Raw genomic sequence first — 12,543 nt, forward strand, 5'->3', positions numbered from 1 at the left:
TTGGCTAGATGGCAACGGAGCGACTTTATTTGCGACACGGGTCGCAAATGGGCAATCGCTATGCGGCGAAGGACGCGATATGCCGCCGGATCGAGCAAACGAGCCTACGCAGTCTGCGCACACGAAAACGCCGCCTCGGCAAAACCGAAGCGGCGCTGGATCGACTTCGAAGCAGCGCTAGGCTGCTTCCGCCGGGATTGCCGCGTCTCAGGCGACGAAGCCGAGGCGCGCGGCAGCCATGGCACCGGTCTGGCCAGGCATGGTGTTGGCCAGGCGCTGGCGCTCGAGCGCGGTCGTCAGGTTCATTTCGCGACGGGCAAAGAGGCGGGCAAAAAGCTTCATGATCATCTCCATTCGGTTGCTCAGACGGGTCGCCTTCGCTTGATGGAGTGGGGCAGCTCGTTTGTTGATGATGATATAGGCTTACGTGAGGGGAAACTAAATCGCAAAAGCGAAGCACTTGATATGAAAAGCGACACGGAATGCGACAAATTTGGGCATTCTGCCCAGGATTTTCGATTATTTACAATGTGTTGATTGCCAGTGCGGGCTGCTATGCGACTTGCTCATATGCGGCATGCGACGGCGACATGGCTCGGGAAAATTGTTGGAGTACAAACAAAAAGGCCTACCGGGCTGATCTGCGCGGCAGGCCTTCAGCTGTTGATACACACGGTTTACTTTGCTCCAGCCCAGGATCCCACACCATGGCGAGTGCCGGCCTTGGCATCGGCAGCTTCAGGCCAGCCGATATCCTTCTGCAGTTCAATCGGCAGCGCGCGGATGGCGCGTTCCGTCTGGTAGCGGGCACGGGCCTCGCTGAATTCGGTCGCGATCCGACCGATGGATGACAGGATAGACATCTCATTCTCCTTCGCATTGGGCCGGGTTGTCCCGGCACTTGCAGCGTCAGGCGGTACACCGGGTTTGTTTCAGCTTCATTTCGTGTCGATTGCAGGTCCGTGTCATAGTTGTTTCGGGACCACTTCGATGCGTCCTGCCTTCGATGGAGTTGACTATCCTCCCAAACTGATGTTCAATCAAACGAAATGGAATGATGGTTTGCATCAGAAAAATTGAAGGTCGCTTGCCATGAACGCCCCACTCAATCATCCGCTGCCGCTGCTCGATCTCGATGTTCTGCGCACTTTCGTCGCAATCGCCGAGACCGGTAGCTTCACCACTGCGGCCAATGCGGTCTTCCGCACGCCGTCGGCCGTCTCCATGCAGATCAAGAAGCTGGAGGACATTCTCGGCCGCTCGGTGTTCGCGCGCGACGCCCGTTCGGTGACGCTGACCACCGATGGCGAGATGCTGCTCGGCTATGCGCGCCGGCTGCTGTCGATCAATCGCGAGGTGGTGTCGAAGTTCATCATTCCAGACATTGTCGGGGTGGTGCGGCTCGGCTCGCCGGACGATTACGGCGAACGTGTGCTGCCGCATGTGCTGAAGCGGTTCGCACAGTCGCATCCATCGATCGCGGTCGACGTCACCATCGACCAGAGCGTCAATCTGCGCCGGCGCATGGACGACCGGGCGCTCGATATCACGCTGCTCACCAACTCCTACAAGACCAGCGCGATCGGCGCCGAAGTTCTGCTCACAGAGCCGATCGTCTGGGCCGGTGCCAAGGGCGGTTGCGCGCATCTGCGCGAGCCGCTGCCGGTCTCATTGTGGGAAGAGGGCTGTGCCTGGCGGGCAGGGGCATTGGAGGCGCTTGGCCGCGAGGGCCGCAACTACCGTATCGCCTATATGAGCGCGCACACGGCCGGCCAGCGCGCCGCGATCATGGCGGATCTTGCGGTGGCGCCGCTGCCGAAATCCTTCCTCGGCAGCGACATGGTCGAGCTGTGCCCGAAGGACGGCATGCCTGACATCGGCACCTACAACCTCGCCATGGTGGTGACGCCGGACGCCAGCGCGCCGGTGAAGGCAGTCGCCGACCATATCCGCGCGACGTTTGAGATGTTCAGGGAAACTGGGAAGTTCTGAGCCAAACTACGACCTGAGCGGCGCAACCAGATCGCGAGGGGTTCCGTCGCGGTCTGCCCTTTGCAGCGACAACTCTCCTGCCTTGGCATGATAACTGTCAGTTTTGTTGGTCAAGAAGGCCACTATGCTGTCCCGCGCGCGTCGCGCCTCCGGCATGTCGATCAACGGCCAGACATGGAACATGCCTTGCTCGTGGACGACCTCAATTTCGACGCCGGCCGCGCGTGCCTTTTCCGCGAAGATCAGATTGTCGGGGGTGAGCAGATCGCGTGAACCGGTCAGCAGCAGCGTTTTGGGCAGCACCGACAGGTCGCCGTAAACCGGGCTGATGCGCCAGTCGGTGGGATCTATGCCGGCGCTGTAAAGTCGGATCGCCTCGCGGCCGCCGGCAATGCCCAGCCACGGATCGTTGCGTTCGGCCTCATACATTTCTGGGTTGGCGAGCGACACGTCGAGACCGGGCGAAATCAGCACGTGGCGTGATGGCAAGGGCAGGCCATTTTGCGCAGCCATCATCGTCAGCACGACGGCCATGTTTCCGCCGGCGGAATCGCCCATGAAGATGATATCAGTCGCGCTGGTTTCGCCGAACATCTGGCGGTAGACGGCGCCGACCATGCCGAACATGGCGTGAAAATCGTGTTCGGGAGCAATGGGATAGATCGGCACGGTGATACCGAACCCGAGGCGGTCGGCCATGTCGGCGATCAGCCGCCAATGATAGGGTGTGATTTCAAAGACATAAGCGCCGCCGTGCAGGTAGAGAATCCGCCTCCGCTCACCAGCCTGGGGAGCGATCTCGTAGACGGGAAAGCCGTTGATCGTGCGGGTTGTGATCTCCAGGCGTGACCGCAGCGACGCAGGCGGCTGATGGTTTTCCGTCTTGCGCGCATAGGCGATCCAGCGCTGCAGGTTCTCGGGGCTAGAAAACGCCTTCTTGCGGCTGTACCTGAGGACGAACGACACGACGTGGCTTTTGAGACTGGGCATGCAGATACACGGACTTCGGCTGAGCCGACTAAGAGAACCCCCGACTATTTCGAAGATTGTGTCGCCACCAAAAAAGTCAAGATTGATGCAATCTCAACACGGTCGTTTGATCCCAGCTGTCGACAAAACGTCCGGCCATGAAGTCTCTGGCCTACCGGCGCAGCTCAACGCCGCGGCAGCAACGCGGCGCGCAGCCAATTGCTGGGTGCAGCCGGAGCCGCATTGCGGCTCCGGCGAATACCGAGCAGCTTGCATTTGTCGATGAATTTCATCCGCGCTGCATGCCCCATCCGACCGAAAGCTGCCTTTCGCTCGAACGCGGCGACACCGGCCAGCCAATGTCCTTTTGGATCTCAGGCGGCAAGCTGTTGAGGATGCGCAGCGACTTGCGCGCTTCGCGTGTTTTCTTGAAGGCCGCACCATAGCGGCCGAGGCTTTCGAACATCGACATCTTGATCTCCTTGGAGCGTTGCGGTGGCCGAAAACTGTTTCCGCCTGCCGTTCGATGCCGGTTAAATGCTCCGCCTATGTATCTGGCGAATTTCACGAAAACGCGATTTCGTTTCCAGATCGGCGCGATCTGGAAACATTTGCATACAAATGAAAATGGAAGGTCTGACAGCCTAGCGGAGGCGAGTCATCCCCGCCCGCGCCGCGCGGCGTGGCCTTCGCGCGAACGCCGCCGCGGGGCAGCGTCGCCGGCAATGCCGTCTTCGCTCACCGTCTTGCGCGGCGGCAGTTTCACCGCCGCCGACAGCTTGGGAAACGGGTCGATCTTGTTCGGGAGCGCCATGGCATAAACGAAATGTTCCTGGAATTTCGGCTCCAGCGCCGTCTCGATCTTCTCGATCTTGCTAACGGTTTCCTCGATCTCGCGGCGATAGCCACGGTTCAACAGCGCCATGCGGGCGCCGGCGCCGGCCGCATTGCCAACGGCCGAGACCTTGTCGAGGTCGCAATCCGGAATCAGGCCCAGTACCATTGCGTATTTCGGGTCGATGAACGAGCCGAATGCGCCGGCGAAGTGGATGCGGTCGACATGATCGGTGTGCTGCTTTTCCATCAAAAGCTTGGTGCCGGCATAAAGGGCGGCCTTGGCAAGCTGGATAGCGCGCACATCAGTCTGGGTGATGGTGATCTTGGGCTCGCCTTCCTTCAGCACATAGGAGAAGGTGCGGCCATTGGCGACGACGCGAGGCGAGTGGCCGCTCAGCGATCCATCGACGACGCCGTCCTCGGAGATGATGCCGGCGAGATACATCTCGGCGACCACCTCGATGATGCCGGAGCCGCAAATACCGGTGACGCCGGTCGCCTGCACGCTGTCGAGGAAGCCCGGCTCGTCGGACCAGAGTTCCGAGCCGATGACGCGGTATTTCGGTTCCAGCGTTTCAGGATCGATGCGGACGCGCTCGATGGCACCCGGTGCGGCGCGCTGGCCACCGGAGATTTCCGCACCTTCGAAGGCCGGGCCAGTTGGCGATGAGGCCGCCACGACCCGCTGGCGATTGCCGAGCACGATCTCGGCATTGGTGCCGACATCGACGATCAGCATCATCTCGTCCTGGCGGTGCGGCCCTTCCGACAGCGTCACTGCGGCAGCGTCCGCGCCGACATGGCCGGCAATGCAAGGAAGCATATAGAGCCTGGCGCCCTGGTTGAGCTTCAAACCGATATCCGATGCCTTGATGTGCACGGCGCCGGAGACGGCTAGCGCGAAGGGGGCGCCGCCGAGCTCGGTCGGATCGATGCCGAGGAACAGATGGTGCATGATCGGATTGCCGACGAACACGGAATCCAGGATGTCGTTGCGTTGGACGTTGCCTTCGGTGCAGACTTTGTCCACAAGCCCCGAAATGGCCTCGCGCACGGCGACCGTCATGCCTTCGCGGCCGTCCGGGTTCATCATCACGTACGAGACACGGCTCATCAGATCCTCGCCGAAGCGGATCTGTGGATTGGATGTGCCCGACGAGGCGGCGACGCGGCCCGACAGCAACGACACCAGATGCATGGCGATCGTGGTCGAGCCGATATCGCAAGCAAGTCCGTACGCCTCGTTCTTGAGGCCGGGCCACAAAGCGATGACCCGTGCGGTCTCGCTGTCGGTGTCCTTGTGGATGGCGGCGGTCGCGGTCCAGTTGCCTTTGCGCAAAATGCCTTGCACCTGCGGCAACAGATGGAAATCGAAATCGAGGCTCTTGAGGCCCCAGTCCTTCATCAGCGCGATCTTCAGACGGTCGAGGTCGCCGAGCGGCTTGTGCATGTCGGGTTCTTCGATCTCGACATAGCACATGCGGATTGCCGCATCTCGTGCGATGACCCTGGTGTCGGCGTCCTTGCGGATGGTCTGCGCGTTGATGACGGTGTCCTGCGGCACGTCAACGACGAGATCGCCGAGAATTTGCGCCGAGCAGGACAGCCGGCGGCGCTCGGGCAGGCCGCGTACGCGCTCGTAGCGCTCTTCCTTGGCACCCTTGGGCGAGAGGTGATCGTTGGAGGAAACGATCTTGTGCTTGGCGAAATTGCCTTCCTGCACCTCGATCTGGCAACGCCCGCAAGTGGCGCGCCCGCCGCACACGCTCTCGACATAGACACCGAGCTGGCGCGCTGCATCCAGAACCGGCGTGCCGACCGGAAACCGCCCGCGCTTGCCCGACGGCATGAACAGCACGAGCGGATCGGTGATGTTGACGGGAGAGTTCATACGTTCCAGACTTTACTTTCTACGCAGCTCGGGTCTTGGCCACGGCAGCGATGCCGCTGTGTCTCGGTTCCTCCCAAGTCCTGGGCCCCATATCGTGTCGGCCAAGACCTGGCTCAACCCCGGGCCATACGCGCTTCGCGGCCGCCGCGCCTGCGTCCGCCATTGCCATTGCCATCGCCCGGCGCGTTGACCTGCGTCCGGGCGGCAACGGCCTGGCCGCCTTCAGCAGGCTTGTAGTCCTTGTAGGTCCTGATCCAGTTGGTGCAGTTCTCGTCGGTGCCGTTCAGCACGTTGGCGCCGCGCACCGCTTCCATTTCCTGCGGCCGCACCGGGTTCATGATCGCCGAGGTCATGCCGGCGCCGATCACCATCGGGATGAAGGCGGCGTTGATGCCATGACGGTGCGGCAGGCCGAACGAGATGTTGGAGAGGCCGCAGGTGGTGTTGACCTTGAGCTCCTCGCGCAGCCGGCGTAGCAGGGCAAATACCTGGCGGCCGGCATCGCCCAGCGCGCCGATCGGCATGACCAGCGGGTCGACGACCACATCATGCGCCGGAATGCCGAAGTCGGCACAGCGCTGAACGATCTTCTTGGCGACGGCGAAGCGCACATCGGGGTCCATCGAAATACCGGTCTCGTCGTTGGAAATGGCGACGACGGGAACGTTGTATTTCTTGATCAACGGCAGGATGGCTTCGAGCTTTTCCTCCTCGCCGGTGACGGAATTGACCAGCGGCCGGCCCTTGGCGACCTTCAGCGCCGCTTCGATTGCCGCAGTCACGGAGGAGTCGATCGACAACGGCAGGTCGACCAGGCCTTGCACGATCTCCAGCGTCTGCACCAGCAGCGCCGGCTCGGTGGCGTTGGGATCGACTGCAGTGACGCCGGCATTGACGTCGAGCATGGTCGCCCCACAGGCGGCCTGCTCCAGCGCATCCTTGATGACGGTCTCAAAATTGCCGGCGATCATTTCGGCGGCCAGTTTCTTACGGCCGGTCGGGTTGATGCGCTCGCCGATCACGCAGAAGGGCTGATCGAAGCCGATGATGATTTCTCGTGTCGCCGAGGCGACGATGGTGCGGGTCATGAAATCTCTCCATCGTGATATAAAGAGTTCTTTATATCGTTATCTGTTTCTGATCAAGCGAATGCTGACGATTCGCGCTGTCAATGCGCGGTCTTGACCATGTCGACCTGGGTTTCGGTGAGGTCGTCATGCAGTATGTGGTCGAGCCGGTCGGCAACGAGCTGGTCGTCGCGACGGATTTCGCGTTTCCACGGCCGGCGACCCTTCAGCACGCCGGATTCGTCGACAATCTCGGCGACGTATTCTTCCTGGCGGTAGGCCATCACATGGACGCCGGATACACCGGGAATTTCCTTCACCTCATTGATGATGTCGATGCAGAGCTGCTTGCCTTCCTTCTTCTGATCCTGGGCGCCTTCCAGGCGCTTGACGATCTGATCGGGAATGTGAATGCCCGGTACGTTGGAGCGGATCCATTTGGCCGTCTTGGCCGAGGCCAGCGGCCCGACGCCGCACAGGATGAAACATTTCTCGGTATAGCCGAGATCGCGGACCTTCTGCATGTAGGTGCGGAACATCGGTACGTCGAAGCAGTACTGGCTCTGCACGAATTGTGCCCCGGCGGCGATCTTCTTGCCCAGCCGATAGGGCCGGAAATCGATCGGCGGCGCGAACGGGTTGATGGCCGCGCCAAGGAAAAGCTGCGGCGGCGTCGTGAGTTTTCGGCCGGACAGGAATTTGCCGTTATCGCGCATAACGCGGCAGGTTTCGAGCAGCGACATGCAGTCGAGATCGAACACCGGCTTGGCGCCGGGCTGGTCGCCGGCCTGCACGCCATCGCCGGTCAGGCAGAGCATGTTGGCGACGCCCATCGCAGCACCCCCAAGCACGTCGCCCTGGATGGCGATGCGGTTCCGGTCGCGGCAGGCGATCTGCATGATCGGGGCATAGCCCATGCGGGTCAGCAGCGCGCAGATGCCGACCGACGACATGTGGCAGTTGGCGCCGGAAGCGTCGACGGCATTGATGGCGTCGACCCAACCGTCGAAAATCCTGGCGCGGTTGTAGACGTCTTCCGGATCGGCGCTGTCAGGCGGATTGAGCTCGGTCGTCACTGCGAACTCGCCGCGCCTTAGGACGCGTTCCAGCCGGCCGCGCGAGGTGTGGCCGGGCAGGGGATCGAGCGGCAAATGGATGCCGGCCGGATTCTCGTCTGGCTGACGGCCGATCATGCCGACGCTCCGGTCTTCGTAGTATTCCGGGCCGCATTGCGGGCGGCCGCGGCCTGCGCGGTGACCCGCAGCCAGGCGGAGGTTTCGCGCAAGGACTGATCCACCGGCTTCTGCACGTCAAAAATCTTGTCGCCATGCGCCATGTTCTGCGAGCCTTCCCAAGCTTTGACCCAGACGCAAGGCATATCAGGCTCGACCTCGCAATTGCCGTTGGCGCGGACACCGCCGCAAGGGCCGTTGCGCAATTGCTTGGGGCAGTTCATCGGGCACGACATGCCGGTCGAGGAAAGAATGCACTGGCCGCACATGCGGCAGTCGAACATGAAGCCCTTGACGCGCTTTTCGACGAATTTCACGGGCCCTTCGACACGGCTGTAGCCGATGCCCTTCCACAGCGGATGGAGGAGCAGGAACATGTCGGCGAATTTGCCGTAGAACCATTCGAGCAGCCGCGAATGCCGCACAGACCAAAGGCGCACCGCGAAAGAGCGCTGCACACGCCGCTGTGGCGACACGTCGGCCGGCTTGTAGTCGGATTTCGGCGCCGCCTTCTTGACGATGGTCGCCTGGGTTACGCCGGCTCGAGCCGTCGTCGCCGGCATTGATTGGGGATCAGACATTTTCTTTGCCCCCCGCCTTGACCAGAGCGACCAGCCGCTCACGGTCGTATTTCGCATCAAGTTCCTGAAGAGCCTTCTCGGCCTCGGCTTCAAGATCGTCACTGACCGGGAGGGGTTCTGCCTTGCGCCATTCGGCAAGATAGTCGTCGGTGCCGCCAGCGCCGGTGCGCATGGCGCACATGTCGATCGCCTCGGTGAAGCGCAGCGGCAGTTCGCGCTTGGCGTTCTGCCGGCCCTTCTTGACGATGACCTGGGCGGGGATGTCGCGCCAGTAGACGACGATCAGATCGGCCATAATTTCCTGCTCCTGCAGAGCGCCGTGCGTCCAATCGGACGCACAAACGATGCTCTACCATTTAACTCCGCTGCATCGTGCTCTCCGAAGATCGATTCCGATCTTTTGGCCAATGCAGTGGTTTCGAGCATTGCCGGAAGCGCTGTTGGGCTGCTTGTTATGGGACGACGCGGGGGCCTTCAAAAGCGACGCAATCGACGGCCGCGGTTGAAAGCGGAGTTTCTTCCAGCACTGGTCAGCCGGCGCGGCCATCGTAGCTGCCGACCAGCTTCCTGTGGAAGCGCACGTAACCTCGTTCGGTCGTGCGCAAATGCTCCGCGACGATGTCATGGAAGCGCGGCAGGCGGTGGAAGGGAACGGCCGGATAGGAATGGTGCTCGGAATGGTACGGCATGTTCCAAGCCACGAAGCGCACCAGCCTTGTGGTGAAGGTGGTGCGGGTGTTCTCGAGCATGTTGGCGACATGCGGGCACAACGCGTGCTCGGCCAGCAGGTAGGCACGCAAAAACGGCTGTCCGACCAGCACCGGCACGATCCAGACCCACAACAGCAGCGCCGACTGCGCGGCGAGCGATGCGGCCAGCAATGCCGCATAGCCGATCAGGAACAGCCGTGCTTCGGCAACCACCTTGCCGCGGCCCTTTTCCGGCACGAAGCCGTCGCGATTGCGGCCAGCCGCATTGGTTACGATCACGCGGCCCATGGCGATCCAATAGGGGCTGCCGGACAGATAGCGCAGATATTGGCTGACGGTCTCCGGCTTCGGCGCCATCAGTTCGGGGTCGTTTCTCCGGTCGTGCGTGTGGCGGTGATGGGCGAAATGGAAATAGCGGAACCATGCCGGCGGCAGCAGGATCAGGAAGCCGGCCACGGCAGCAACAGCGCGATTGAGCCACGCCGTCCTGAACGCGGTTTCATGGATGGTCTCGTGCAACGGCGTGAAGAAGAAGACGATCAGGACTCCCTGCGGCAAGACGAGCAGCGGCCAGAACGGGATGCGGGCGGCGATCAGCGCGCCCAGCAGGATAACCAGCCCGGCATGGACCGCCAGCCGGACAATGCCTGGCCGGTCAAGCCTGGCGGTGAGGTCGCGACGGTCCTCGACCGAAAGGCCGGCAATGATGGTGCGGTGGTCGATGTCGCTCATGATGCAATGTTAGTGGCGGGTGGCTGTCCGGTAAATCGGCGCGTCACCAGACGCCGTTCCTTATCCCCGTCCAGAGATAAAACCATACCGTCGGATGATACCATTGTTTCGAAGGCAGGCCGGGATCCACCGTGCCGACCTTGCCAGCCAGCGCATCCCTGACCGCTTCGACGCAGATGTCGCGCGAGAAGGCCGCCTGCCGCAACGCGTAGCTTGAAATTGTGTCGCCCGGCTGCGGTTTGCCACGCGTCTGCCGCAGCACGCCGCCAGTATCGACGCCGGCGTCGACCAGATGCACGGTGGTGCCGAAGTTCTCCGCATCGCCTGAAGCCAGCGCCCAGTAGCCGCCGTTCATGCCACGATATTTCGGGGCGATGCCGGCATGGTAGTTGAGGACCGGGCAAGGGATTTTCGCCAGCGTCTGCAGCGACAGCAAGCGGCAGCCGGCGAGCAGCACCACACCCGGCTGGATTTCCGCAATCGCCTGCAGGCACTCCGGCGCGTTGGCCGACGAGACATAAATGATCTTTTGCCCAGGCTTCGGTTCGGTTTGCAGCTTCTGCCCGGCGGCAAGCCGTGCTGCGTGGCCGGCGAAGAAGCGCTTGCCGAGGCGCGTCAGCACCATCGTGCCGAGTTGACCGATGGCCGAGGTCCAGCCTTGCCGCCGCGCCCGCGCGAGAAGCAATTGCTTTTTGGATTCAGGAGCTTCGAGGATGACGCTGACCGGGCCGAGTTGATCGGCGAGGGCGTTGACGATCGCCCAGATATGCGGGCCGCCTTCGGTGACGACGACGATCGGCCGTTGGTTTGTTTTCGACAGTGCCATGCTCTGCGACCCCCCGCAAAGAACCTGTTCTTTGCGCGCGAATGCTAGGCTGACCGGGTTAACCCCTGGTGATCGGGGCTCAGCGCTTGAATTCGAGGATATCGAGCTTCGATTCGTAATAGGGCGCCCGGAACTCGATGCGCCATTCACTGGCGCTGTTGCGGAAGGCATAGCCGACCTGATCGCTTTCCGGCCCGCTGCCGTAGGGCTTTGCCGGATCGTCGTTGACGTGGAAGGAACCGAGATAGATCGCGCGTTTCTCGCCATCGTCGAAGAAGCGGCCCTTGGTGCGCTGCGAGCCGGTGATCTTTTCCAGTCTCCAGCCGGAACCGTCGTCGCTCACCTTGCATTTGAACCAGCCATAGATGACGAGCGGGCCCAATCCGCCGGCCTTGATGGTGCGGCATTGCCATTTGCCGGTCAGGTCCTTGTCAGAGAAGGGAACCAGCGGCTTTGCCAGCAAGGCGTCGAGCTGCTTGACCTCGGCGGGATCGCCGGCCTTCGCCTCGTCAAGCGCTGCCTTGCGCGTCTCGCCATATTTGTTGAGCCGCGCCTTGTCGGCAGCCGTTATCAGCTTCTGCACCTCGCCATCGGCGAACGCGGGCATCGTCAAGCAGAGGACAGTTGCTGCGGCAAACATGAGGCGAGCGATCATCGGTGGCGTTTCCCTTTTGATGGCTGGAGCAGGCTGTTTTCTTGTCTGGCGCATACCTTAATGTTTCGCCGCGTTCTGTCATCCGTGGCTGAGCATCGACAGCAGAAACGAGGTGGAAAGAATGCGGATCTTGCTGACGGGATCGTCCGGTTGGCTGGGCAGCGCCTTGGCGCCGCGGCTGCGGGCTCTTGGTCATGACGTCACCGGCCTCGATCCCGTCCCATCCTCGGAAACGCGAATCGTCGGCTCTGTCGCCGATCGCGACCTGGTCATGAGGGCGGTCGAGGAGAACCGCATCGAGGCCATCATCCATAGCGGCGCGCTGCACAAGCCTGACATCGAACGTCATCGCAACGAGGATTTCGTCGAGACGAATGTGCGCGGCACGCTCAACCTGCTCGATGCGGCAGCAGCTTTTGGCGTTCAGCGCTTCGTGTTTACGTCGACGACATCGCTGATGATTTCCGAGTCCATACGCACCACCGGCTTCACCGGCGGGGCGCGCAAGGCGGCATGGCTGACGGAAGACATGTCGCCTGAACCGCGCAACATCTACGGCGTCACCAAGCTTTCAGCCGAACAGCTCTGCCGGCTCTATCATTTGCAGTTCGGCCTGCCGGTGATCGTGTTGCGCACCGCCCGGTTTTTTCCCGAGGCGGACGACATGGCGCACGTGATCGAACAGTCGGATGCCAACACCAAGGCCAATGAGCTGTTGTTCCGCCGGCTGACGGTGGAGGACGCAGCCGACGCCCACATCGCTGCCCTGGAGAAAGGGCCGCAATTGGGCTTCGAGACTTTCATCATCTCGGCACCGACGCCTTTCCAGCCCGAAGATTGCGCGGCCTTGATCGCCGACGCGCCGTCGGTCGTCGCGCGCTATTTTCCGGATTATCCGGCACTCTACACGAAGAAAGGCTGGACGATGTTTTCGTCGATCGACCGGGTCTATGATGCGTCGCGGGCTAGGGACCGGCTGGGTTTCGTCTGCAAGACGAGCTTTGCAGATGTGCTCGCCGGGCTTGAAGCTGAAGAACGCTTTGCCTAGAAA

At 61.8% G+C, this 12,543-nt stretch carries 14 protein-coding genes; 2 read left to right on the top strand and 12 right to left on the bottom strand.

What is annotated here, in order from left to right; genetic code table 11:
* Nucleotides 1–207: 207 nt before the first annotated feature.
* Both NKH16_RS22040 and NKH16_RS22045 read right to left on the bottom strand, forming a co-directional pair.
* A complete protein-coding gene (locus NKH16_RS22040) occupies nt 208–342 on the bottom strand; it encodes a hypothetical protein (RefSeq protein ID WP_013894968.1) in 135 nt (44 codons plus the stop codon).
* 335 nt (nt 343–677) lie between these two features.
* Nucleotides 678–863: a hypothetical protein gene (locus NKH16_RS22045; protein ID WP_352452109.1), complete on the bottom strand. Its 186-nt coding sequence runs from the start codon at nt 861–863 to the stop codon at nt 678–680.
* A gap of 229 nt (nt 864–1,092) precedes the next feature.
* Between NKH16_RS22045 and NKH16_RS22050 the strand changes: the two genes are divergently transcribed.
* Nucleotides 1,093–1,992 (top strand): LysR substrate-binding domain-containing protein, encoded by a 900-nt coding sequence (locus NKH16_RS22050; RefSeq protein WP_023676521.1) that lies wholly within the window; start codon nt 1,093–1,095, stop codon nt 1,990–1,992.
* A gap of 6 nt (nt 1,993–1,998) precedes the next feature.
* Here NKH16_RS22050 and NKH16_RS22055 read toward each other — a convergent pair whose 3' ends face one another.
* The 10 genes from NKH16_RS22055 to NKH16_RS22100 form a co-directional block, all read right to left on the bottom strand.
* Nucleotides 1,999–2,982, bottom strand: coding sequence for an alpha/beta hydrolase (locus NKH16_RS22055; RefSeq protein WP_352742280.1), 984 nt, complete (start codon nt 2,980–2,982; stop codon nt 1,999–2,001).
* A gap of 268 nt (nt 2,983–3,250) precedes the next feature.
* On the bottom strand, nt 3,251–3,433 hold the full coding sequence (locus NKH16_RS22060; protein WP_023676518.1) for a hypothetical protein: 183 nt from the start codon (nt 3,431–3,433) through the stop codon (nt 3,251–3,253).
* A 186-nt stretch (nt 3,434–3,619) separates the two neighbouring features.
* Entirely contained in the window at nt 3,620–5,689 is a 2,070-nt protein-coding gene (locus tag NKH16_RS22065; RefSeq protein WP_023676517.1) for an ASKHA domain-containing protein, read from the bottom strand.
* A 113-nt stretch (nt 5,690–5,802) separates the two neighbouring features.
* Nucleotides 5,803–6,777 carry a methyltetrahydrofolate cobalamin methyltransferase gene (locus NKH16_RS22070; RefSeq protein WP_023676516.1) on the bottom strand — a complete coding sequence of 325 codons (975 nt, stop codon included), beginning with the start codon at nt 6,775–6,777 and terminating at the stop codon, nt 5,803–5,805.
* A gap of 80 nt (nt 6,778–6,857) precedes the next feature.
* Nucleotides 6,858–7,949 (bottom strand): methylenetetrahydrofolate reductase, encoded by a 1,092-nt coding sequence (locus NKH16_RS22075; protein WP_023676515.1) that lies wholly within the window; start codon nt 7,947–7,949, stop codon nt 6,858–6,860.
* A complete protein-coding gene (locus tag NKH16_RS22080; protein ID WP_352707864.1) occupies nt 7,946–8,569 on the bottom strand; it encodes a methylenetetrahydrofolate reductase C-terminal domain-containing protein in 624 nt (207 codons plus the stop codon). Before NKH16_RS22080 ends, NKH16_RS22075 begins: the two co-directional genes overlap by 4 nt.
* A complete protein-coding gene (locus tag NKH16_RS22085; protein ID WP_352452105.1) occupies nt 8,562–8,864 on the bottom strand; it encodes a virulence factor in 303 nt (100 codons plus the stop codon). The genes NKH16_RS22080 and NKH16_RS22085 overlap by 8 nt, the downstream gene beginning before the upstream one ends.
* Nucleotides 8,865–9,099: 235 nt before the next feature.
* The gene (locus NKH16_RS22090; RefSeq protein WP_352707865.1) at nt 9,100–10,011 is read right to left on the bottom strand and encodes a fatty acid desaturase; all 912 of its coding nucleotides are present in this window, start codon (nt 10,009–10,011) and stop codon (nt 9,100–9,102) included.
* Between the two features lie 43 nt (nt 10,012–10,054).
* Entirely contained in the window at nt 10,055–10,837 is a 783-nt protein-coding gene (locus NKH16_RS22095) for a formyl transferase (RefSeq protein WP_352452103.1), read from the bottom strand.
* A gap of 79 nt (nt 10,838–10,916) precedes the next feature.
* Nucleotides 10,917–11,492, bottom strand: a complete 576-nt coding sequence (locus tag NKH16_RS22100) for a DUF4893 domain-containing protein (RefSeq protein ID WP_352742278.1) — start codon at nt 11,490–11,492, stop codon at nt 10,917–10,919.
* Nucleotides 11,493–11,613: 121 nt separating this feature from the next.
* Here NKH16_RS22100 and NKH16_RS22105 point away from each other — a divergent pair, with 121 nt between their 5' ends.
* Entirely contained in the window at nt 11,614–12,540 is a 927-nt protein-coding gene (locus NKH16_RS22105; protein ID WP_352742276.1) for an NAD-dependent epimerase/dehydratase family protein, read from the top strand.
* Nucleotides 12,541–12,543 lie beyond the last annotated feature (3 nt).

Source organism: Mesorhizobium sp. M1307 (assembly GCF_040318155.1).
GTDB lineage: Bacteria > Pseudomonadota > Alphaproteobacteria > Rhizobiales > Rhizobiaceae > Mesorhizobium.

What these genes read in the sequence shown, in the direction of transcription:
- NKH16_RS22040 (WP_013894968.1), bottom strand. Translation starts at nt 342, where the DNA reads ATGAAGCTTTTTGCCCGCCTCTTTGCCCGTCGCGAAATGAACCTGACG.
- NKH16_RS22045 (WP_352452109.1), bottom strand. Translation starts at nt 863, where the DNA reads ATGTCTATCCTGTCATCCATCGGTCGGATCGCGACCGAATTCAGCGAG.
- NKH16_RS22050 (WP_023676521.1), top strand. Translation starts at nt 1,093, where the DNA reads ATGAACGCCCCACTCAATCATCCGCTGCCGCTGCTCGATCTCGATGTT.
- NKH16_RS22055 (WP_352742280.1), bottom strand. Translation starts at nt 2,982, where the DNA reads ATGCCCAGTCTCAAAAGCCACGTCGTGTCGTTCGTCCTCAGGTACAGC.
- NKH16_RS22060 (WP_023676518.1), bottom strand. Translation starts at nt 3,433, where the DNA reads ATGTCGATGTTCGAAAGCCTCGGCCGCTATGGTGCGGCCTTCAAGAAA.
- NKH16_RS22065 (WP_023676517.1), bottom strand. Translation starts at nt 5,689, where the DNA reads ATGAACTCTCCCGTCAACATCACCGATCCGCTCGTGCTGTTCATGCCG.
- NKH16_RS22070 (WP_023676516.1), bottom strand. Translation starts at nt 6,777, where the DNA reads ATGACCCGCACCATCGTCGCCTCGGCGACACGAGAAATCATCATCGGC.
- NKH16_RS22075 (WP_023676515.1), bottom strand. Translation starts at nt 7,949, where the DNA reads ATGATCGGCCGTCAGCCAGACGAGAATCCGGCCGGCATCCATTTGCCG.
- NKH16_RS22080 (WP_352707864.1), bottom strand. Translation starts at nt 8,569, where the DNA reads ATGTCTGATCCCCAATCAATGCCGGCGACGACGGCTCGAGCCGGCGTA.
- NKH16_RS22085 (WP_352452105.1), bottom strand. Translation starts at nt 8,864, where the DNA reads ATGGCCGATCTGATCGTCGTCTACTGGCGCGACATCCCCGCCCAGGTC.
- NKH16_RS22090 (WP_352707865.1), bottom strand. Translation starts at nt 10,011, where the DNA reads ATGAGCGACATCGACCACCGCACCATCATTGCCGGCCTTTCGGTCGAG.
- NKH16_RS22095 (WP_352452103.1), bottom strand. Translation starts at nt 10,837, where the DNA reads ATGGCACTGTCGAAAACAAACCAACGGCCGATCGTCGTCGTCACCGAA.
- NKH16_RS22100 (WP_352742278.1), bottom strand. Translation starts at nt 11,492, where the DNA reads ATGATCGCTCGCCTCATGTTTGCCGCAGCAACTGTCCTCTGCTTGACG.
- NKH16_RS22105 (WP_352742276.1), top strand. Translation starts at nt 11,614, where the DNA reads ATGCGGATCTTGCTGACGGGATCGTCCGGTTGGCTGGGCAGCGCCTTG.